At 57.9% G+C, this 20,854-nt stretch carries 25 protein-coding genes; 10 read left to right on the forward strand and 15 right to left on the reverse strand.

The window, feature by feature from the left end:
- Nucleotides 1–277: 277 nt before the first annotated feature.
- From SxD43FB_RS20585 to SxD43FB_RS25390, 9 genes are all read right to left on the reverse strand, one after another.
- Nucleotides 278–1,270 (reverse strand): DNA N-6-adenine-methyltransferase, encoded by a 993-nt coding sequence (locus SxD43FB_RS20585; RefSeq protein ID WP_096063769.1) that lies wholly within the window; start codon nucleotides 1,268–1,270, stop codon nucleotides 278–280.
- 41 nt (nucleotides 1,271–1,311) lie between these two features.
- Nucleotides 1,312–2,130 carry a GIY-YIG nuclease family protein gene (locus SxD43FB_RS20590; protein WP_141249567.1) on the reverse strand — a complete coding sequence of 273 codons (819 nt, stop codon included), beginning with the start codon at nucleotides 2,128–2,130 and terminating at the stop codon, nucleotides 1,312–1,314.
- 23 nt (nucleotides 2,131–2,153) lie between these two features.
- Nucleotides 2,154–2,363 carry a hypothetical protein gene (locus SxD43FB_RS20600; RefSeq protein ID WP_096063772.1) on the reverse strand — a complete coding sequence of 70 codons (210 nt, stop codon included), beginning with the start codon at nucleotides 2,361–2,363 and terminating at the stop codon, nucleotides 2,154–2,156.
- Nucleotides 2,364–2,401: 38 nt separating this feature from the next.
- Entirely contained in the window at nucleotides 2,402–3,502 is a 1,101-nt protein-coding gene (locus tag SxD43FB_RS20605; RefSeq protein ID WP_217988818.1) for an endonuclease NucS domain-containing protein, read from the reverse strand.
- Entirely contained in the window at nucleotides 3,490–4,260 is a 771-nt protein-coding gene (locus SxD43FB_RS20610; protein WP_096063774.1) for a SprT family zinc-dependent metalloprotease, read from the reverse strand. The genes SxD43FB_RS20605 and SxD43FB_RS20610 overlap by 13 nt, the downstream gene beginning before the upstream one ends.
- Nucleotides 4,260–7,304, reverse strand: coding sequence for a type I restriction endonuclease subunit R (locus SxD43FB_RS20615; protein ID WP_096063775.1), 3,045 nt, complete (start codon nucleotides 7,302–7,304; stop codon nucleotides 4,260–4,262). Before SxD43FB_RS20615 ends, SxD43FB_RS20610 begins: the two co-directional genes overlap by 1 nt.
- Nucleotides 7,301–8,527, reverse strand: coding sequence for a restriction endonuclease subunit S (locus SxD43FB_RS20620; RefSeq protein WP_096063776.1), 1,227 nt, complete (start codon nucleotides 8,525–8,527; stop codon nucleotides 7,301–7,303). Before SxD43FB_RS20620 ends, SxD43FB_RS20615 begins: the two co-directional genes overlap by 4 nt.
- The gene (locus SxD43FB_RS20625) at nucleotides 8,517–10,016 is read right to left on the reverse strand and encodes a class I SAM-dependent DNA methyltransferase (RefSeq protein ID WP_096063777.1); all 1,500 of its coding nucleotides are present in this window, start codon (nucleotides 10,014–10,016) and stop codon (nucleotides 8,517–8,519) included. The genes SxD43FB_RS20620 and SxD43FB_RS20625 overlap by 11 nt, the downstream gene beginning before the upstream one ends.
- 97 nt (nucleotides 10,017–10,113) lie before the next feature.
- Nucleotides 10,114–10,281 carry a hypothetical protein gene (locus SxD43FB_RS25390; RefSeq protein ID WP_176482873.1) on the reverse strand — a complete coding sequence of 56 codons (168 nt, stop codon included), beginning with the start codon at nucleotides 10,279–10,281 and terminating at the stop codon, nucleotides 10,114–10,116.
- Between the two features lie 184 nt (nucleotides 10,282–10,465).
- Here SxD43FB_RS25390 and SxD43FB_RS25590 point away from each other — a divergent pair, with 184 nt between their 5' ends.
- The 3 genes from SxD43FB_RS25590 (at nucleotide 10,466) to SxD43FB_RS20645 (ending at nucleotide 12,190) form a co-directional block, all read left to right on the forward strand.
- Complete coding sequence (locus SxD43FB_RS25590) at nucleotides 10,466–11,107, forward strand: DUF805 domain-containing protein (protein WP_096063779.1); 642 nt, start codon at nucleotides 10,466–10,468, stop codon at nucleotides 11,105–11,107.
- A 62-nt stretch (nucleotides 11,108–11,169) separates the two neighbouring features.
- Complete coding sequence (locus tag SxD43FB_RS25595; RefSeq protein WP_096063780.1) at nucleotides 11,170–11,748, forward strand: DUF805 domain-containing protein; 579 nt, start codon at nucleotides 11,170–11,172, stop codon at nucleotides 11,746–11,748.
- Nucleotides 11,738–12,190, forward strand: a complete 453-nt coding sequence (locus tag SxD43FB_RS20645; RefSeq protein WP_141249568.1) for a hypothetical protein — start codon at nucleotides 11,738–11,740, stop codon at nucleotides 12,188–12,190. Before SxD43FB_RS25595 ends, SxD43FB_RS20645 begins: the two co-directional genes overlap by 11 nt.
- Here the strand turns inward: SxD43FB_RS20645 and SxD43FB_RS26090 are convergent.
- Nucleotides 12,178–12,309 (reverse strand): hypothetical protein, encoded by a 132-nt coding sequence (locus tag SxD43FB_RS26090; protein WP_255245837.1) that lies wholly within the window; start codon nucleotides 12,307–12,309, stop codon nucleotides 12,178–12,180. The genes SxD43FB_RS20645 and SxD43FB_RS26090 overlap by 13 nt on opposite strands.
- A gap of 125 nt (nucleotides 12,310–12,434) precedes the next feature.
- On the opposite strand from SxD43FB_RS26090, the gene SxD43FB_RS20650 reads away from it, so the two are divergent.
- Nucleotides 12,435–13,394, forward strand: coding sequence for a hypothetical protein (locus tag SxD43FB_RS20650; protein WP_096063782.1), 960 nt, complete (start codon nucleotides 12,435–12,437; stop codon nucleotides 13,392–13,394).
- Nucleotides 13,395–13,689: 295 nt separating this feature from the next.
- Nucleotides 13,690–14,253, forward strand: coding sequence for a hypothetical protein (locus SxD43FB_RS20655; RefSeq protein WP_141249569.1), 564 nt, complete (start codon nucleotides 13,690–13,692; stop codon nucleotides 14,251–14,253).
- A gap of 11 nt (nucleotides 14,254–14,264) precedes the next feature.
- On the opposite strand, the gene SxD43FB_RS20660 is transcribed toward SxD43FB_RS20655, so the two are convergent.
- Both SxD43FB_RS20660 and SxD43FB_RS20665 read right to left on the reverse strand, forming a co-directional pair.
- Complete coding sequence (locus SxD43FB_RS20660) at nucleotides 14,265–14,666, reverse strand: hypothetical protein (RefSeq protein WP_096063784.1); 402 nt, start codon at nucleotides 14,664–14,666, stop codon at nucleotides 14,265–14,267.
- A 203-nt stretch (nucleotides 14,667–14,869) separates the two neighbouring features.
- Entirely contained in the window at nucleotides 14,870–15,181 is a 312-nt protein-coding gene (locus SxD43FB_RS20665) for a DUF6626 family protein (protein WP_096063785.1), read from the reverse strand.
- Nucleotides 15,182–15,355: 174 nt separating this feature from the next.
- Between SxD43FB_RS20665 and SxD43FB_RS20670 the strand changes: the two genes are divergently transcribed.
- The 4 genes from SxD43FB_RS20670 (at nucleotide 15,356) to SxD43FB_RS25400 (ending at nucleotide 17,141) form a co-directional block, all read left to right on the forward strand.
- Nucleotides 15,356–15,541, forward strand: coding sequence for a hypothetical protein (locus SxD43FB_RS20670; RefSeq protein ID WP_096063786.1), 186 nt, complete (start codon nucleotides 15,356–15,358; stop codon nucleotides 15,539–15,541).
- Between the two features lie 413 nt (nucleotides 15,542–15,954).
- Nucleotides 15,955–16,221 (forward strand): hypothetical protein, encoded by a 267-nt coding sequence (locus SxD43FB_RS20680; RefSeq protein ID WP_096063788.1) that lies wholly within the window; start codon nucleotides 15,955–15,957, stop codon nucleotides 16,219–16,221.
- 31 nt (nucleotides 16,222–16,252) lie between these two features.
- Entirely contained in the window at nucleotides 16,253–16,807 is a 555-nt protein-coding gene (locus SxD43FB_RS20685; protein ID WP_096063789.1) for a hypothetical protein, read from the forward strand.
- A gap of 103 nt (nucleotides 16,808–16,910) precedes the next feature.
- Nucleotides 16,911–17,141, forward strand: a complete 231-nt coding sequence (locus tag SxD43FB_RS25400) for a hypothetical protein (protein WP_096063790.1) — start codon at nucleotides 16,911–16,913, stop codon at nucleotides 17,139–17,141.
- 28 nt (nucleotides 17,142–17,169) lie between these two features.
- Here the strand turns inward: SxD43FB_RS25400 and SxD43FB_RS20695 are convergent, their stop codons facing one another.
- Together SxD43FB_RS20695 and SxD43FB_RS20700 are read right to left on the reverse strand one after the other, a co-directional pair.
- A complete protein-coding gene (locus SxD43FB_RS20695; protein ID WP_096063791.1) occupies nucleotides 17,170–17,487 on the reverse strand; it encodes a hypothetical protein in 318 nt (105 codons plus the stop codon).
- A 704-nt stretch (nucleotides 17,488–18,191) separates the two neighbouring features.
- A complete protein-coding gene (locus SxD43FB_RS20700; RefSeq protein WP_255245838.1) occupies nucleotides 18,192–18,803 on the reverse strand; it encodes an SOS response-associated peptidase family protein in 612 nt (203 codons plus the stop codon).
- Between the two features lie 118 nt (nucleotides 18,804–18,921).
- Here SxD43FB_RS20700 and SxD43FB_RS20705 point away from each other — a divergent pair, with 118 nt between their 5' ends.
- Nucleotides 18,922–19,368, forward strand: coding sequence for a MucR family transcriptional regulator (locus SxD43FB_RS20705; RefSeq protein WP_176482874.1), 447 nt, complete (start codon nucleotides 18,922–18,924; stop codon nucleotides 19,366–19,368).
- A 228-nt stretch (nucleotides 19,369–19,596) separates the two neighbouring features.
- On the opposite strand, the gene SxD43FB_RS20710 is transcribed toward SxD43FB_RS20705, so the two are convergent.
- Nucleotides 19,597–20,424 carry a hypothetical protein gene (locus SxD43FB_RS20710; RefSeq protein WP_096063793.1) on the reverse strand — a complete coding sequence of 276 codons (828 nt, stop codon included), beginning with the start codon at nucleotides 20,422–20,424 and terminating at the stop codon, nucleotides 19,597–19,599.
- Between the last annotated feature and the right edge of the window lie 430 nt (nucleotides 20,425–20,854).

The raw sequence follows: 20,854 nt of genomic DNA on the forward strand, positions 1-20,854 counted from the left end.
CCAACTCGCAAGCCTATCAAATATCCGCGGTGAAATAGACGCAGCGAAATCCCTCGTCCTGATCACATACAGGCTGGCACCGAAAAACGCGGACCGCCGAAGCGAACAACGTCACGAATAATCCGGGCTAGGGGCGTTTCCGCGTCGTTATTGGTGCCCGCTGACAGGGTCTCTATGCCGGGATGACTGGCAAATATCTGCTCGGCCGTCGGGCTACGGAGACGGTTTTGGCTGCACACAAACAGGTAGTTTTTGACTGTCATCGTTGTGTCTTCAATCAATCTGCATCGAGCGTAGTCAGTTCAGCCTCGTTCATTTCGGCCGGGCGTGGCACGATGATATCGGCGACCGAGCTAGATGCCGATCTCATTGTTTGCTTGTCCCGTGCCAGCCACCTACAGGGATAAATGGCGTCAAAGGCGGCTATTTCCTGCGCTGTCGCTCCCCACAAGCACACCATCAGGGCAAATGTCGCTCGCGACCTGTCGTCCTTCTTGCTGTTTGGCTGACCAAATTGCAGGCGACCGCGCATCAGGCCCACATCGCAAACCTGTGCAATCCGATCGTGGAAATATCCAATGTCAGTCCGTGCCGGGACCAGTGCGATGATCTTCTGAACCCGCCTTTCTATCCACATTTGATCGGCGCGCCGGAGCCATGTCACCATGTCGGAGAATGGCGGATTCACATAGACGACATCGCCCGACCAATCTTCCTGAAGCCCATCTCCGCCTTCTTCCAGTGATATGCGCTGCCGGGCGTTAACGGGGCTTTCCGGGTGGCCGCAAGGATCGAGGTCGATCCTGCCCCAGACCTGCTCAATCGCACGTAGGAATTCGATCGGTGTGAATCGACGGTTTCGATCCGCCGCTACCGAAGGTAGCCAAAGGCTAGGCGTCGGCTTGCGCCGCGCGGTCGTCGAAGTGCGAAGGATGTTGATCACCTTGACCAGAGGAGCAATTGTGCCGTCACCGCGCTCCAATGCCGATATGGTGGCGCGCGAGACGCCAGCTCTTTGCGCAAGCTCCTGAAGGCTCAACTTCATAGACAGGCGTCGATTTCGCAATTGTTGTGGCAACACCGTGCCTTTGGCCAATCCGGCGACGTGATATTGGAGGGCTTCCATCACCCGCAGCAACAGCGACATCGGTCCCACACCTGCTTCGAGACGCGCGACGGCAGCGCGATCGCTTCCGATCGCCTCTGCAAGGGTGGCTTGGGTCAGGCCTTTCTCCCGACGTGCACGGGATATATCTTGGATCAGATTCACGGTCAGCTTTGTCTGTGATTTTGAGCAGTCGGAAATTGCCGCTAGGGCAACAGGATGCCCGCGTCGACCAGCGTTTTCACTCCGAATGTTGAAACGACGAACTGGTAGCCTGAAGGAGTGAGACGAAGCGTTTCCCGCGTCACGGTTCCCTCATGAACCTCGATCATACCGTTTGAAACCATGTCCCGACCGACGCCATTCTCGACAATGTATTCGACGCTCTCAATGGTAAGTCGCCGGGGGAGCAGACATCCGGGCTCAAGAAGCACGCCGTTGGCAAGTGCCGTCGCCACTAATGCGCCTGCCTGACGCGGTTTCATTCCAATCGTGTCGTCATTTTTCCATAAACCGGCCGCTCGCCTGAAAGTGGCGACGGGCTTGATAGGAACCGACTTTACCGGTGTCAGCTTCTGAAACCATTTGTTGATCAGATTCCGATCCGGGTCGTCCGCTTCGCCCCAAAGAGAATCGCGCCGCCTTTGCCTGCTTTCTTCCGATGGGTTTGATGCGCCTTCCCCGCCATCTGTCTGATTCGTCAGTGGTCCAACACGGAGATCGTGACGCCCGATTTCGGCTATGAGCATTCGCTCTCGATCATGAGCGGATTTTTCATCTGGAAACGAACTATCGATCCTATAATGGACGACGTGGCCTTTGCGATGAAGGCTACGGATCACATTGAGCTTGTGGGTCAACAGGCGGGTGTTCCGCGCCTCAGCTTCATGATGAAGGCAGCGAAGTTTAACGCCTTTCCCAACATAAAAGGGCTGACCATCGGATCGGCACAGAACGTAGACATAGTGAGGATGATGATCGCGCAGACAGGCGCGCACGCCGATTGCATCGAACAGATTGCTCACCGCTCCAGCCCTTCTGCGACCATCTAATCGTTTTGCCCCACGACCTCGTGCCGCAGCACGAACGCTGCCACGCTCCCATACTCCTCTTTCACGCGCGTCTGGACCTTACGCATCATATCGGAGCCTCGTTCGGGCCAGCCATGTTTCTCAAACATCGCAAGGAAGCTGCCATATTTGGCTGAAGCAATGCGCGAGATTGCCTTGGCATCGCCGCCGGGTTCGAACTTGGACATGTTGCCTCCATTGTTTGGGGAATGGTGGTCCGGATGGCCTATACGCCAGAGCGCGGGAAGAAAGTCCGCAGGCGATCGACAGTATGACGCCACCGCCCAGTGCGCGGAGCGCAGACGGTATTCTGGTTGCCGAACAGCCCTACTTCCCGGATGGCTCGTTCAAGCGGAACGGTATCAAGCCATTGGACCGGCAGAAAATATTCGCACCGCTCTGGATCATCGATTTCAGCCCGGTGATAGGTGCCCTCGGTCAGGACATCGATCGCAGGCTGCATCCCGCTTTCCGTCTCGATCGTAAAATCAGCTAACGGTTGAGGCGTCCCCAGAACGCGCGCCACGCCAACAAATCCATGATCGGGCGATTTTACCCAGATGCGGTCACCGGGATCGGGTAGGTTCAGTGTCCGGCTATACCAAGCGCCACCCCCTGCTGAGAGGAAGCCATATCGACGCGCCTCTTCCCACGACCGCGACGGCCCGGTGCCGAAGCAGGCATAATATTCTCCATTCCAGCTTTCGGTCGGCTCTTTGGCGTTGCGTGGTGCCACAGCAGACGATTGGGTTTCGACCGGGTCCAGAAGCCACGCCCGGCTCAGTAGCTGGCCTTCGTCGCTCTCGAACACCTGAAAACATAGGACATTGATAGAGATGCCGCGCTCATTGAGATAGGCGACAATCCGTTCGCTAGCTGGGTCCAGCGCACCAGCCACGATTACGAGTTGATGAGCCTGATTAAGATCGGCTTCGTCGAGGTCGCGATGGAAACGGACACGGAAATCATCTGAGAAGCTCCGGCCGGGAGCAAACCGGGCATAGATCGCCGCGATGTCATCATTGCCGAGCTTTTCTACCCAACACCCGTAGTCCAGCGCCTGCGCCACGACATCACGGGGCGTCCGGTCCCGCTTTATCTCAATGAGGACGAGGGAAGCATCTGGGGCGACCGCAAGCAGGTCTATGCGGCCGCCGCCGGTTGTCACTTCCTGTCGGCCGATCAGCATCCAATCTGGCGATAGGATTTCCGGCGAAGCCACTATCATCTGCTCAAGGATCGCTTCGCTGGGTAGGGCACCTTGGCGCAAAGGGTGCGGCGTCGTGCCCACTTTCCAGATCGCATGCTGAACGCTCATGAAGTCCAAGCCTCCCGCGTCCCTACTGACGCATTAATAGCTAAAAAATCCGCTGAAATCGTCGCCTGATGGTTATCCAACCACAGCTTTGCCTCCTCCCATGCAGGGTAGACCGAGCCGAGAAACGACCAGAATTCTGGGCCATGAGATCGCACGCGAAGGTGCGCAAGCTCATGGGCGACGACATAGTCCAGCACCCTGCGAGGGGCGAAGATCAGGTGCCAGTTGACGGTGATATTGCCGTCCGCGCCGCACGATCCCCAGCCATTGGCCAGTTCCGCCACCCGGACTGATCGGGGCATGAGATTATGGCGAGGTCCATATGTCGCTACCTGATCGAACACGTGGCGACGTGCCCGCTTCTTGAGCCAGAGCTTGAGTTCCGTGGCGATCAGCTGGTCGATGCCACGACCCGCCCATGCCGGGAGGTCAACGACGAATCCGTTGCGGTAGGTCACCGCAATGCTCTCGGCGTCAGATCGGCGCACGGTGAGCGACATCTTACGCCCCCGATAGGGTATCTTTGATCCCGTCATGAAGCGCGGGACGCTATGGCGGGCGGCTGTTACGCGCTCCATCTCCCGGACCGTGTCAAATACCCACTGGCGCTTTCGTGTCAGGAACTGCGCGACATCCTCTTCATCGTCCCCGGCTAGCGCCAGCACTTCAACGCGGTCAGGCGTCACAGTAATCCTGCGCTGGGAGGCGGTTGACGATCGGCACAGTTCATACTCGATCGCCGTCTTGCCGATATGGAACACAGGCATCAGTGCCGGTCCCCATAGGCATGGATGGCGAACTCCTCGACCTTTTCCCTGATGGCCTTCGTCTCCCCGATGCCGTGTTCGGTCAGTATGCGCCGGACCTGCTGTCGGAGGGAGCGGAGATAGGCGTCCATATGGGCAAAAGCAGGCTGGGTCTTGGCTGCATCGGCGTACACTGCGCCGATCGCGATGGCGGCCACCTGCAACGTCGCGTGATCGGTGTCCGGTGCGATCGTTTCCATGATCCGCAGGATTGAGAAGGCGTTCTCATCCATGCCCAGTTCGGCGTGCGCGCCCTGTTCTGCCTGAATGTCGCCGGTCAGCCCCTCGAAATCATGCAGGCCATCGGCGGCGGCAATCTGTCCTTGCTCGAAGCGGCGGATGATCTCCAGCACTCGTTCGGAAAAGCGGCCATATTGTGCCGGGTTCTTGTCTACCAGTTCGCGGGTCACCCGGCGAAGCTCTGCCGATTTGCGGACGAAGGCTTCCTGCAAATCGGCTTCGGACTTTTCGTCGGTGTCGAAGTCGCCTGCAAATTCAGGGTCGGTGATGGTGCGCAGCCGGATCGTCGTCGATAGCCCGGTAACATGGACATGCTCTTCCAGCATGTCCCTGATCTTGCCAGTGTAACTGCGGTGGTCGAGGCTTTCATCCTTGGCAATCGCCTGTGTTGCCAACCGCAAGAATGCCGCTGCCCATTTCACTTCGGTGGTGAAGTCGAGAATGGCAGGGTCGGGCGACAGATCGCCATAGACCTTGATGAAGGTCCGAGCGAGGCGCTGGAGATCGAACCACTCATCCTCACGGCCGTCGGCAGCAAGGGCAGCGGCGGCATAGGCGGCGGTTTTCTCGTCCATACCTTCTAGCGCCATCGACCTCTTTTGCGCCCGGTAGCGGGCATGGGCTTCCTTGAGGTCATTGCGCAGCACGGCGATGTCACGCAGGGCATTCTCGACATCATCAGCGCGGTAGGATTGCAGCGCCTCGTCCAGATGGTTCGTAACACCGATATAATCGACGATCCGGCCATTGGGCTTCGCGATCTCACCGCCGTCGGGCAGTTTGATCGAACAGGTGCGATTGGTCCGGGCGATGGCTTGGAGCAGGTTATGCTCCTTCAACGGCTTGTCCAAATACATGACGTGCTCGATGGGTGCATCGAACCCCGTCAGCAGCTTGTCGCACACGATCAGGAAGCTGGGTTCCTGACTATAGGCCTTGAACCGCTTCTTGGCGTCTTTCTCGCCCTCGGCGTCGAGATAGTATGCCTCCAGTCCGTCGCGCAGCGCCTGAACCTCGGCGTTCTCGCTGGGCTTGTTGTCCTCTTGGCTCTTCGAAAACACGCAAGCGATCTTCGCGTCGGCCTGTGCTTGCGCCGCCTCGCCATCCATGTCGCCCTTGACCAGATCGGCGGCGATGACATCGGACAGCGCGGCGCGGTAGAGCACGATTGCCTCGCGATCCACCACCACGATCTGCGCCTTGAAGCCGTCCGGCTGGCACACCTGTTTGAAGTGTTCCCAAATGTCATAGGCGATGAGCCGGATGCGTTCAGGGTGTTTGGCGATGGTGGCGAGCGTCAGGCCCTTGCGTTTCAGTTCCTCTCGCTTGCCGTCGGGCAGATCGACAAACCAGCGGTCAAACAGGATGTCGATCTCGGCCTCGTTGATCGACCAATCGGCCTTGCGGCCCTCATAGAGGATTGGCACGGTCGCGCCGTCGCGCACGGCGTCGTCGATGCCATATTTGTCGAGGTAGCCTTCGCCCGCGACGCTGAAGCGGGCGTAGGTGTCCTTGTCGGTCGATTTGATCGGGGTGCCGGTGAAGCCGTAGAAGTGGGCATCGGGCAGCGTTGCTTGCAGGAACGCGCCCAAGTCCTTCTCCTGCGTGCGGTGACACTCGTCCACCAGCACGATCCAGCCCGCCGAGTTGGGGATGGGCACTTTCGACCCGGCGAATTTGAAGATGGTCGAAAGTAGAATTTGCCCGTTGCCACCCCGGTTCACAGCCTCGCGCAGCGCCGCCACCGATCCGCACTGCGCGGGGTTGGGCAGGCCACAGGCAACGAACGTCTTGCTGATCTGATCGTCGAGGTCGATCCGGTCGGTCAGCACAAGGATGTTGGGATTCGCCAGTGTCGGCGCGTCCAGCGTCAGGTGGGTTTTCAGCTTGAGTGCGAGGAACACCATCGTCAGGCTCTTGCCGCTGCCCTGCGTGTGCCAGATCAGCCCCTTCCGGTGCTCGCCCGTTGCAACCCGTTGCACGGCTTTGTTGACCGCCCGGAACTGCTGATAGCGGCAGACCTTCTTGATCTTCCGGCCCGTTTCCGGGTCGATCTCGAACACGATGAAATGCGCCAGCAGGTCCAGCAAGCGCGACGGCTCGCACAGGCACCACAGGTCTTTGGCGAGATCGTCCGGGAAGTCTGCGCGGGTGCGCGGCCATGCGTCGGGCCACGGGGCGTAGAACTGCGATGGCGAGCCGGTCGCGCCATATTCAGTGTTCATCCCATCGGTCAGGATGTTGAAGGCGTTGGGGTAGAATAGGCGCGGGATGTCGCGTTCATACTGCTTGATCTGCTCGAACGCCTCGTCGCCGGTCGCAGTGCCTTTCAGCGGCGACTTGGCCTCGATCACCACCAGCGGGATGCCATTCACGAACAGCACGATGTCGGGGATGCGCGGGCGCTGGGCGGCGACGCGCAACTGGCGCACGACGTGGAAGGTATTGTTGGCGGGCGTCTTGAAGTCGATCAGGGCGATGGGCCGGTCGCGGTTTTCGCCGGTCAGGCGGCGTGAGTAGCCGCCGCGCAAATTGCGCTGCCATTCCTCATTGTCGGAGAGGGTGGCAAGGTCGTTGTAGACCGCCTCGGCATCGCCAGCGCCGATGCCATTGAGCGCCTGCAACGCTGCGATCAGCACCGGCTTAAGGATGACGCGGTTCTCTTCCACCCGCAGCGCCAGCGCCGCCTCTGGCGCAAGTGGCTGGTAGCCCAGCGCCGCCAGCACTTCCATCGCGGGTTTCTCGGCGAGGCGATACTCACTCACGCGGGCACCCGGACGCGGCCAGAAAGAAGATCGGCGGCGATACTTCCCTTGAGAGCGGTCAGCTTGTCCAAGTTCGCCGTTTCCAGTTCGACGAAGGCGTCGAGGTCGGCAAGGATCGCAGCGATTTGCTCTTGTTCACGCTTCGGCGGCACCGCAACGATGACCTCTTTCAAATCACGCAGGTTGATGACCTGCTGCGCTGATCCGATGGTCTCCTTCTTCAATCGCGCCTGTCCGATAGGTGAACGGAGGAACTGATAGAGGTAGCTGGCGAAGACTTCCTTGCTTGGCCGGATCAGGGCGGCCTGCCTTGCGACGTTCGCGCCAGCAAGAGCGTCGGGGACGATGGCACATGCGCCGGGATAGCCGACCAGACTGACAACTATTTCGCCGCCCCTTAGCTGGGTCCGGCGATACTGGCTGGCAACGTCCTTGCCGATTTTCCGAAGTGCTGCGATGTCGATTTTTCCATTGGGAAAGTCGCCACCGCGTACAAACGGGATGCCGTCAACGACGTTCGGGCCGGGCTGGACGACACCGTAGGTAATGGGCGTCGCCGATAGCTCGCCAAGTGACTTTTCGTCCCATGAAGCTGGTATGGGGGTGGAATAGCCGTCCTTGAAGTCGGCGTGACCGATGCCTTCGACAAACAGCCTTTGCAACATCCCGTCGATGGCATGGCTGGCCTGCTTAACTGCAACCTTGGCCCGGGCAATCGCATCATCCACCGACCGCAGCACTTCGGCTATCCGCTGCTGCTCGTCGAGAGGTGGGAGGGCAATAGCTAGTGCGCGAAGGATGCCAAGGTTAAGCCCATTGCGGGCATCGTCGCCAGTGATATTGCGGATGTCCTGATACTGCGCATCTAGGCTGTGGAACAGGTAATCGGACAGGAGGCGAGTGCGATCCGCGATCAGACCCGCCAAGGATTGGTTACAAGTTGTCTCAATCTGCAATAGCGCGACCTTGCCTCGCGTCTTCCCTTGCCCGTTCAGTGCCATCATCACCGTTCCGGCTGGAAGTCGCCGAGCATTTGAGTTGGCCATTCCAAGGGCCGTAATGTGCTCGGCCACGTTTCTGACGATGCGCTGATTGATCTCGCCCGACGACATCCACGGAATGTCGCCGTTCCAATACTCGGGCACTGCTCGGTTTGGTGTGCCGCCAGTTGTGATCTGGCAAACTGCTCCGAGGCTTACATTTTCCCAACCTTCAGGAAGCATAGCCAAGCCTCCGAAGGTGGCCGAACATCACCGCCTCGGCATCATTGCGCCGGGCGATAAGGTCTTGCAGCTTGGCCACTTCCGCCTCGACATCGACGGCCTCGGCATCCGCGCCGGTCTGGACATAGCGGTTAATGTTGAGGTTGTGACCATTGGCGGCGATCTCGGCCACCGGCACCGCGCGGGCAAGCTTGTCGATATCGGCAAAGCCGTGCACCGCGTCGGCCAGAGCGTTCACATGCTCGTCGCTCAGAAAGTTCTGTGCCTTGCCGGGCTGGTAGGTGGCATCGCCATTGACGATCAGCACCTTGCCCCGCCGGTCGGCTGGCTTCTTCTTGCGGCAGATCAGTAAGGCGGCAGGGATGCCCGCTCCGTAGAACAGATTGGGCGCAAGGCCGACAACCGCCTCGATCACGTCTGCGGCCAGCATGGCCTCTCTGATGCGGCCCTCGGCCCCGCCACGGAACAACACGCCATGCGGCACCACCACCGCCAGCATCCCGTCATCCTTGAGGCTGGCGAGCATGTGCTGGACAAAGGCAAGGTCGCCATAGCCCTTGGGCGGGCAGCCATAGTCATCGCGCCCGAACGGGTCGCCGTTCTGCCAAACCTCGTAGCCCCATACTTTTTCCGAGAATGGCGGGTTCGCCAGCACCCGGTCATAGGCCCCGACGCCCTCGACAAACTCGCGAGCCTTGGGATCATACCGCTTGGGCGACAGGATCGTGTCGCCCTTGGCGATGAAGGCGTCGTCCACATCGTGTAGGAACAGGTTGATCTCGGCGATGCCCCACGTCGCGAAGTTCTTCTCCTGCCCGTAGAGCGACAGGCTGCGCGCATCCTCGCCGCGATCTTTCAGATACTGCACCGCCTCCAGCAACATGCCCGCCGATCCGCACGTGGGATCATAGACCGACATGCCGGGGCGCGGGTCGATGGTCTCGACCATGAGCCGGACGATGGACCGGGGAGTGTAGAACTCGCCGCCCTTCTTGCCCGCACCTTCGGCGAACATCTTGATGAGATAGAGGTAGGCGTCGCCCAGCATGTCGGCTGGCGCATCGGCATTGCGCAGGCGGTGCTTCTCGAAATGGGCGAGCAGCTTTTCCAGTAGGGCGTCTGAGAAGCGATCCTGATTGGCAAAGTCCACCGAGTTGAACACGCCGCGCAACCGGAGGTTGGCATCTTCGATAGCCGCCAGAGCATTATTCAGTCGCTGGCCAATCTGCGTCGACTGCTGGCGCATGGCGTCCCAGCGGTGTTCGGGCGGGATGTGGAAACGATGCTCGTCAGGATCGGCGGCTTCCTCCCGATCGCCCGTCTCGGCGAGAAGCTTCTCGTATTCCTCGTCCCACACGTCACACAGGCGCTTATAGAAAAGCAGACCGAAGATATATTGCTTGTAATCGCCCGCATCGACGGTGCCGCGAAGGATGTCCGCCGCCCCCCAGAGATGTCGTTCCAGTTCGGCTTGCGTCAATTTCGCCATCGGTCCCTCAGGTGGTTACCCGATGCTGGTAGGGCAGGCTGCTCGTGTTGAGAAGTAGGGGATAGCAGGAATATCCGATGGCCTGCTGATGTAGCCATTATTCCGGCCGCCGCGCCTTCTTCTCGCGCCTTTCCAACGCTTCTTCGAGCAATAGCCGCACGAAATCCCCCTGCCGCATGTCTCCGCGCAGGGCGTCAAGGCGCGCCTTGGTGCCCCCTCGGGCACGGAAGTGAAAAGCCTCATCGAAAATCTTGGGTTTGGTCACGTGGCCACGGATAGCGGTATCGCTTTCTCTCATCTAGTCCCCAACACACCCAAATGTTCAAAAACTTATGCGATACCGGATAAGTTAAACGATACCGCTTGTAAATGGTTGACGCGGATAAATGATACCGGTTATGGAATTTATCCGGTATCGGTTGTGAGGCCGGTCAGCTTTGGGGGAAGTCATGGAAGGTCTGCGGCCGCTTTTTCGCTATTTCGAATTGTCTGGCAGGTCGGGGCGCGCGGAATACTGGAAATTCTTTGTCTACGTGTTCATGGCCGAACTCCTCGCGGCGTTTCTGGAAATGGGCGCGGACATGGATGTTCCGGCTTTCACAAGCGCGGTCTGGGTCGTTACGACGATCCCCCAATTTACCGCGACTGTCCGGCGGCTCCATGACACGGATCGGAGCAGTTGGGTGATGGTCTGGCCTGCTATCGCTATCACTATAGCTTGCCTGATCGTTGGTTTCGGCCAACAGGCAAGCGAATATGGCGAACCCACTTCCCCGGCTCTCGCATTGTTCGCCCTTGCGCTCCTCGTCGGCGGTGCGGGCTACTTGCTGTATCTCATGATCAAGGCGGGTGACGAGCATGAAAATCGGTTCGGTGAGCCGGACAATTTCGTTCCCGCCAGCTTCGCCGAGCTAAGGAGGAAGAGCCGCGAACGAACCGGCGCACAAGCGGCTCCTCCGCAGCCGACGAACGATGGGCACATGACCGACGCCTTGGCGCAAATCGAAAGACTGGGCGACCTTCGCGCCAAAGGTCTGCTGTCGGACGAGGAATTTGCATCTCAAAAGAGCGCCGTTCTCGCGCGCATCTGACGCACCGGCAGTCCCTGAGGGGCACATCAAGCAATCGATTTTCCGCCAGAGGGGGAAGAAACATGGAAGAATCGCGCTCGTTCGCTTGGTATTTCGACTTCAAAGGGAGGTTGGGCCGCGCCGAATACTGGAAATTCATGGCGCTGGTGTGGGGAGGCGGAATTGCCGTTCTATTGGTTGGCGCAGGCGTGGGAATTCCGGCTGATCCGCTGGCTTTCGTGATCTTCTGCGTCACCGTGGTTCCGCAGGCCTCCGCTACCAACCGTCGCCTCCATGATATCGGGGAAAGCGGATGGCTGCTTGTCGGTTATATCGGGCTAGGCGTGGTAGCAGCAGCCATCGCTGCAAACTACACCGGCTCATTCGAGCACATTCAAAAGCTTGCCTTTGCCCCCATCGCTTGGGGGGCGTATTTCGTCTTCCTGCTGCTCAAGCGCAGCCAAGAGGGCGAGAACGAATATGGGTGGCCATCCGGCGAGATGATCCCGTCGGAGGTCGAAGCGGCTGCCGTCGCTACTCCCGGAACTCCTCTTTCCAGCGCGCATCTCGATCAGATCGAGCGGCTTGCAGACTTGCGCTCGAAGGGCTTGCTGACGGACGACGAGTTCAACGCGCAGAAGGGCAAACTCCTTGGTGTCTGAAATTTGGTGGCGTGCTGCCGCGCCCATGCTCATGTCGTTCGGCATCGCCGGATGCAACGGAACCGCAATGCCATCCTGTGATTCAATTGAGGAGGATGTCATCCAGCTTGAGGAAAAGGCGCTCATCAAGATCATTAAAGCCCGTGAAGTCTCGCGTTCACCACGGGAGGTCACCTGCCAAGGCGTAGCGGTGTATCGGGACGGCACTGAGATCAGAATGCGTTACCGCGCCTACATTGACGAGGACCGCGATCTGATGATCGCCTACGATACGGATGAAGCGCAGCAGGAGGCAATCGACCGCTTAGAGGCAGAAGCCGAAGCGGCAGGCCGCAAAGCCGCACAAGAATTCGAACGCGAGATGGATCAGTCTATGCGCGAGGCGATCGGCTCCGACCGCTGGGAGGCGGCCAAGCGCGACGTCGACGGTTACGATTTCTGACCGGCGAGCTGTGCGACTGCCTCCGCCGGGCCGACCCAAGAGTAGAGATCGATAAACGCCTCGATCTCCTTGTCGGTGTCGCCCATAGCGCGGCGCTTGTTGACGATGATCGGGACCATCTTGTCCCGCAGTCGGTCGAATAAAATTGATGATTTGTCATGCATAATGAAGTATTTAGTAAATTTCCATGATCCCGTGCAGGAGGCCCGCCATGACAATATGATCTGATCAATGGAGATAAGTCATGGGCTCGATCGAACCCCTTTCCGGGTGGCTACTCGACCGCATTGTCGTGCTCGACGAAGCCAAACCCGGCTTCGCGGGCTTCATGTTGCGCACCAGCGCCGAGCGCCGTCAGGTCGTCGCAGCATTCCTCGCGGCAGTGGACCCGGCCGACGATATGGCTGAGGAAGCCGCGCACTTCCTGATGGGTTGTCGGCACCATGCGATCCTCCAGCTGGCGTTTGAGCACGTCCCCGTCGGTTTCCGTGCGGCGCTGGTCCGATGTGGGGCCAAGGTTCACGATCGGGATTTCTACATCCGTTTGTGGGCTCTTTTGACTCGCGGTCCCCAGCACATCGTCACGGCCATTCGCCATTCAGCCAAGCTCAATCCAGAGCGACTCGCAATCATCACCGGCCTCCCGGCCGATCTGTCCGACCACCGCATCAGCGCCAAAATCAAAGACAAGGCGCAGGCCGACGACATTGTCCTTGCTGTCGATCTGCTCGTGCGCCGGGGACTTGATCGGGCGGCCATCGTCGAGGCCCTGCGCCAGTCGACTAAGCTTGCCGACACGATCAAGCGCTGGTCGCTCCGCATCGCGTTCCCGCGCGGCCCTATCTCCGCATCCGAGCACTACCGGCCAGTTAATAACGGGGTCGAGTTGGCCGCGACCGCAAAGCGCTATCGCAATTGCAGTCGGCGATATTTCACCTCGCTTCTCGAAGCCGATCATGCCTTCGGAGAATTCCAGCATGAGGAGCAGAAGGTGTTGATTTCCTTTGACCGCAGCCAAGGTTTTTGGCTGGTGGATGGGGTCTACGGTTATCGTAACGGTGATGTCCCGGCAGGGGTTTCCGAAGCCGCCTATGCTTTCGCGGCGCGGCATGGGGTTATTACCCGCAGGGCAACGGATAGGGGCGATAAGGCCATGGAAGCGCTGAGGCGGCTCTCGCGGCATTACATGGATTGGGACGTCTGATCGCTGCTGCGTCCGATCGTCGCGACAGAAACCACCGCATTTTGGGTGGTGGAAGAATTACGGGCTCGCCACTCATGCAATCCATAAGGATGTGGACGAATGGAAAGACATTCCGGTAAATATACTGAAAGTCGATGAACAAAAAACCTTAGCATAACTATTGATGAAGTCCAAAAAAAATTGCCCAAACATGTCCCTATCATCGGTCGAAGAAAAATGTATAAATAATGTCTTTCAGTCAGCCAAGATAGTTGGCATGTAATATGCGGCTTATTTAAATCACATTGGGGGTAGAATGATCGAACATCGCGAATGGTGTCCCGCTGGTTATCAACAGGGTGGCATCGACGGGCAACGAATTGTAATCGCGGGCCACTCCCATACTTCCGATGATCCGGATCATGCTGGCATGACAGAGGAATGCCTGAAAAACGTGATATCTGGAAAATATGACAAGATTCAATTTTTTAACCGGGTGCCGGGCTATTTCGGATTCGTCGACAAGGCGCAATTCTGGAATTCAGTCCTGTTCTTCAATTTCGTGCCTAGCCTTGTGGGCTCTAGGGCTGAATGGGCCAACAACGGCACGAAAGAGCAGAACGACGCGGGCCGGACTCGCGTTCAGCGCATCCTTGACCAGCACAAGCCGCAGAAGCTGTTCGTTTTTACGAAAAAGGGTTGGGGTCAATTTCCGCCAACGCTGGAGCGCCAGAAGGTCCGGCCTCTGATGGAACCTTTGAACTGGCATACCTACGCTACCGCAAGTGGACATGAAGTGAGGGCAATCGGGTTGCCTCATCCTGATCGGGCGCACAAAGCTACGCAGATCGAGCGGATCACCGCGCTGATGGCTTCGTGAACGACTAGGCGTCAGGTGACATAGTGAGAATCAGACCGGACCATACAGGTCCGGTCTGTTATGCCGAACGAGGCCTTGATGTCATCGAGGATCAGGCGTTTTTGTAGTTTCCGGTCCGCGTAGATTATGAAGTGATCCGCGCGGCGATCATACACCACACGCCCACGTGGGCTCTCCTCATACTCCGACGCCGCGATCTCTCGTGGCAGGCCCATGGATTTGATCGCTGCGATCCCTTCGGCTCGCCATCCCTCCCAGATTTCGTAATGGCCGGTGGGATGGGTAAGGAAGTCGCCATATTCGTCGGCATCGGCAAGGCTGACCACATGACTGACCAGTTTCGGACCACCTGCGGTTTGGACGCGCCAGAAGATGCCGACGCAGGCAATGTCAGATGCATATGGATCGGCCATTGAAGTCGCGTCCTGTGACAATCATGGCCTCCAATCCGATCCGCCCTCTGAATGGCGATGGTAATGGTCGCTTTCAAGGAGGATCAACAAGCCTGACCCACCGACGTCAGCAGGTGCAAGGGAATGGGCGACGTAGACCGACACGATCTTCCCCGACCGGTTAACCACTAAAAACATATGCGAGTTGATGTCGGACCAGTTCGTCAGTCTCGGTGCAGGTGCTTCTGGCCCGAATCCTCAGGCCGTTCCGGCAGCATCATGAGGGCAGCGGTGACGGCCGCCTTTAATAAGCGCTTCCGGTCAGCCTGACTCATCTTGCCAGCGACCCGCATCGAGACGTTCAAGATTCTTGCGCTGAGCATCCCCAGAGAGGCTGGGTTCGGTTCTGCGCCAGTGCATCGGAGATAGGCATAATAGCCCTTGCTCCGCCCGAGCCAGTCTCGCGAAAATTCTGTCTGGTTGGAGCATAAGTCAAATTCGCAGAGCAGTTCAAAGATTCGGGCAAGATCGCGCATCAGGGCACCTCCTGATGATATTTATCGTAAGGTGTTAGGCGCTAACGGTCGGACCTAGCCATCGGGCGGCTGGGATGGTCGTGGTGATCACCGGCACGAGGCGATCCCTACGGCTTGCCATATGTTCCTTGTTTGTTCCATTGTGCCCGCATAGCGAATCGCTGGAGGAACATAATGGGCCAAGCTGACGAAGGGCGGCTGCGGGACGCCGCTCGCACCATATACGATACCGTTTACCCGTCGGAGGAATGGACGCCTGTGCCATTCGAGGATGCCGAGCGGCTTGAGACCGTCCATTATCGCAATGCCGTCGCGGCGGCCCGTTTTTTCCAACCGGTCGAACAAGGCGCGCTGCTATGATCTTGAGCAGGTGGGCCTTCCGGGCAACGTGACGTGGCGCGCTACAGCGACGGCCTGAAGGTCGCTACCTGCCTGTTTGAGGCGGCGGCGTGGCACCGGACGGTCAAGGTCGTGTGCCGATGTCGGCACATTGGACTGTTCCAACCCCATGGGCTGTGGTGGCGGTTTGAGCGCCGGGGCTGGAGCGATGATTTTCGGGACGCGCGACAGCGCTTCTATTGCCGGTTGTGCCTAGAGGCGCATGGACGAAAGGTTCGACCGGTGGCAATCGAGACGACGAATGACACCGCCCGCATTCATCTCAGCCTGCCGGATGAGCGAACGTGGAAACGGGCCGTCAACCGATTTCGAGGATAGGACGCCATATGGAATTAGATGCCCGCGATACTACGATTACCCCAAAGGAGCATGCCATGGTGAAAGCCATTCTGCGGCCGCTGATGGAGGCGATCGCCTCGTCAAACGCCGAGGGCTTGATCGGCACCCGCGATCTCACCAAGCTTCTTGCTTTCGCGACGGCGGCGATCGTCGACAGCGATGAGGACGTGGTGACGCCGCGCGACATCCGGCAGGCTGGGGAATATTTCGGCAAGCTGGTCGGCCATCATGCTAAGGTGCTGCGGTCTAAGAGTGCGGAAACTGGATCGGGCTTCATGGCTGATTTCCTAGCGGGCAGCTGATGATCTTGGCACCAACCATCCCAAAGAACAGATGCAAAACGTCGTGATGATCAGTTTTGAGACCGAGGCGGCGAATGGCCTGCGCGAGCTGGCGGACCGCCTCAGCCGTGTCGAGGCGGGTGCGAACGCCCACTATGAAATCGGTCTGGCGACGTTGACGGACGAGCGGAAGAAGTCGCTACGAGACGATCTAGCATTGAATCTGACCGCGTCGAAAACGGCGCTCTATTCGATCAGCCTTCCGGATGCTGATCCAGCAACAGTGCACGAAGCGATGACGTCGGCACGAGACGATAAGCTGGATCAGCGCTGCTATTCACGCGTGCTGCCATTGCCCCATCATCCGTCCCCTGTCCTGTATGTCGGAAGCAGCCGCGACCTGTGGCAACGTCTCATGGAGCATCTCGGCTATGGTCCGAAGAAGACCTATTCGCTCCATTTGCGGCACTGGGCCGCCGATCTGGGAAGGGTTAGGATCGATGTGCGTTTCTATGCACCGTCGACCGAGAAGACCGTTCTCTGCGCTCTGGAAGATCATCTGGCTGCCAAGCTGGTTCCGCTGTTTGGACGTCGCGGTTCGGTTTGATATCTTCCTGTCGCATGGGAACCTCCGATGGAAAGGGTCGCCGCTTGTCCGATTTAGGTTCCGACGTTGGAGAGCTGACGTTCAACTGGTATAAGCGATTAGCATGGCGGACCGAGATCAATGGATATCCCACATCAAGGAGTTGCGCGAACAGCACGACGTCAGCATCCTTGATGCTGAACGGATCGCGCTAGGGACACGGCAATGGCGACGGTGGGTGGAGCAACAAATAAACGCAGATGAACGATGTCGGCGGATGGCGTTGGCCCATATTCGATACAACGGCGACGCCGCCTTGATCGAACGTCGCGGTGATACTCTTTTCGTTCGCTAAAGGGGAATTGGCGACTGCCTGCTACGGGTCATTCAGGCGGAAGGCCAGACGGGTAGTCTGTATTGCCGCTTTCCTGTATGGTAACGACATTGATGAATCCAATACGGCGGACAATTTTCTGCACCTTTTGCAGGCAGCCTATATCCGGTTTGTTTGACCATAACAGATCGATTTGCCGACCTTTATCAGGCAGTTCCTCCATCCATTCACGGACGTCCTTCTCCCGCGTCATGATCATATCTTGAATTACAAATTCACATTTTCGTTCTGTATTGCGAATAAAAATGGGATAGCCAAGCGGCTGGCTGGCGAGCGCCGACGACAGTGCCATGAGATTTAAGAACATACCTAGATGCTAATCAGCATTTTGACGGCGGCAAGTGTTCGTTTCTGCCCGATCTGCTTTCCCACCCTCATCGCCGTTGACGTCATCGATTCGGGAGCGGTCGTTTCGGTGGCCGCCTGACCGGTTTTGGGAAGGAAAGCAGACCGGGTGAAATCGACCATTCTTGGTCGTTTACATCTCACATTTGCTGCTTGGATAGCGGACATAGTCACTGAGGTAACCTTGCTTGCCAAAGGCGACTCGTATGATTGGTTGCCCCGCGGAAAATATAACCCTGTAGAAGCGATCGTCTGACTGCCGGAACACATAGCGACTGCCCTCTAACTCTGCTGAGATTGGCGCGCGCACAATCATTCCCACCTTCCGAAGTTCATATCGAAAGGGGACCGTTTCCTGAGTGGCCTTTATCTTCAAGCCTTGTGGACCAAGCGCGAAAGCAGGGTCAGACGCTGACATATAGCATCCGAATATTGGTGTTGGGTCTTGTGCTTCCGGCTCCCGAAATTCTGAGCAGCCGAGAAGTAACGACAGAAACAGTGTTGGCAGGCCAATTTTCATCATGCCAGACTATCGCGATCAGAAGGCGCGTCAACGTCCGCTAACCGTACTGGACCGTTCAATAGCTGACCTTCCGTAATCCACCCACGTCGGCGGTCCAGCACACGTCAGGCCGTGAACCTGCAATCGGTAGGCTGAAGGCTCTCCTACTCGACCGACATCCGATCTGCTGGAAACGGCCGCGCCATAGCACAGGCACCCGAATAATCCGTGCTGAGCCATTCCTCATATTGTGCCGGTTCGAGGATCACCGGCATGGCCTTGGGATGTAGTCGCTCGACCAGCTGGTTGGGCTCACAGGTCAGGAAAGCATAGCAGGGACCGTGTTCTGTGTTCCTCCATGTGCCCGCGAAGGCAGCGAGTGGCTGATCCGGAATCGAGAACCACCATTCCTGTCGTCCCTGTCCCGCTTTGGGTTCTGCAAAGGTCGAGAATGGCACAAGACAGCGCTGCGGCGGGGAGGCCAGCATCGATTTCCAGAATGGGCTGGCGAGGTTCCGAACGTTGGTGACCCGCTTTTCCAGCATCTTGGTCGCGCCCTTCACCATGGTCGGGACACCCCATAACATAACATCCGATCGCACCGCGCCATCATCGCGGCGGACGATCATGCCCGGACGTTTTGGATAGACGTCTGAGGCGAATTCCACGTTTGGCTGCCGGATGTCGAACCCGGCATATTCTCGCCACGTAGGGATCAGTTCGGGAGCATTGCGATAATGATTACACATGCAGGTGAGCCCATTGGTGCCGAACATCGAGAAGCGACATTCGGCTATTCTCGCAGACGAATTGTTATACGATTGTGCAGTAGTAATTTCAAACAGATGATGTCAAAGGCCAGCGTATCGTTGGTCGCAAAAATTGAAAGTCGATATGATAGATTCCGAAAACCTCATTACCTTGACAGCTGATATCGTTGCAGCGCACGTCAGCAACAACAGCGTCGCGGTCAATGACATCACTACGCTGATTGCCAATGTTCATCGCGCACTCTCCACCTTGAGCGAACCCGCCCCTGTTGAAGAAGTGAAGCAGGAGCCTGCCGTTTCGGTGAGATCGTCTATCAAGCCCGACTTCATTGTCTGCCTCGAAGACGGCAAAAAGCTCAAGATGCTCAAGCGGCACCTGATGACGCATTATCAGATGACGCCCGCTGACTATCGGGCCAAATGGAACCTCCCGGCCGATTATCCCATGGTAGCTCCCAATTACGCCCAGCAGCGCAAGGAACTGGCGCTCAAGATCGGGCTCGGCCGCAAGCCGGGCGTAAAACTGGGTCGCCCTGCGCGCGCCAAGAAGGTTGCCGAACCGGTAGCATGACGTTCGACCGGCGGGGGATCGTGATCGTCATGATCCCCGCCGGGAGCTTCCTACTGGATGATCCTCAAGATGTGCTGGATTGACAGTTTCCCCATAAGAAACTGTTCCAGATTGTCGGGGGAATCGTGATGGCGGCGAGTATGCCGAGTTCGATTTCAAGGGCGGTCGGGCGGCGTATCAATAGCATAGCGACATTACTACTCAATAGCATAGCGACATTACTACGGATTAGTCCTCGTCTGGAAGGTCAATTACGTCGTGAACGGCGACGAGCCGATATGCGATTGGTTTCCCGCCGCGCAATTCAACGTTTACGTCCACGTCAAATGCCTTTTTATATACGTTGTCGTCGGCCTCGGCGATCTCATGGCGTATGCGTTCTTCCGCGAGCGTGGAAGCATATACGATAGGCAGCGCACGGGGATGGATGGCCTCAATCTGTACCGTCTCGCCGGAACGCTTTCCTGTCTTTGCGTGAGCTACGCCAGTCTTTGTGAAGACCATCAGCACTTTTTCATGGTCAGCAGCTGTCGTTCGCTCCAGTTCCTGCCTATGCTCAAGGATATTGTGTTCTGCTTCCCTCGCCTGAGCGGTGTCGAACTCGAAGGCAACACGCTGTTCTCCGTCCTCAAACACTGCGAGGGAAAGATTGGCGTCTGAATCGTGCGCAACAGCGCGAACGGTCTTATGAAAGTCGTTCAAATCGCCTTTGGATGCTTTTAGTTCGCGCCCACCGCGTTTAAAATACTTGGTGATGGTTGCACCATAGTTTTCCACGAATTTCTTGAGGTCGTTGGCGTGCTTCACGCCAGTCATCACTCCTCCGAGAACCGGAACAGCAGCCACGCCGATGTAAGGCACCAATTCGGCTATAATTGACCCTGCGCGGACTTCACGGACGAAGAAACCGGCACCACCGGTCTCTTCGGGATACTCGCGATCATGAAAGCGTTCAAATTGACTCCCAAAGCCGACAAACGCCGAAACGAAATCGCTCAACTCAACCGGCGTTTTGGTCTCGATCCTCAAGATGAGGTGCGCGTCATCAACTTCCATCGCTTCCCCCGTTTTTAGATGCATAGCCCAAAAAACTGCGATTGCCACCCCGTTGCGACCTTTGCGCCGACGATGGTTCCTATGCCATTACCTCGCGTGGAAACAATTTAGGTCTTGGCGGCGGGGAATTAATGCCAGTCGACATACGGGTTGAGGACACAGATTTGGTCGGGTTCAGCGACCTAGCCAAGGATGGTGTAAAAAAGGCGGGCAAGGACTTCATCAAGCACATCATCGCGGAGGCAAACCGCCTAGACGTCCAGCGCCCGACCACACATCTGACACCTGCCGGTCATCGCCCTGCCGATCGCTTGCTCAAAATCTGATACATTCCTGCCCCTGATATTGAGCAGCTGATCGACCATCCCCGCAGCCCTGATGCTCACGATCATGACTTCATATATCCGGCTGGTGCACGATCCGGCCGCCG

The organism is Sphingobium sp. D43FB (assembly GCF_002312805.1).
Classification (GTDB): Bacteria; Pseudomonadota; Alphaproteobacteria; order Sphingomonadales; family Sphingomonadaceae; genus Sphingobium.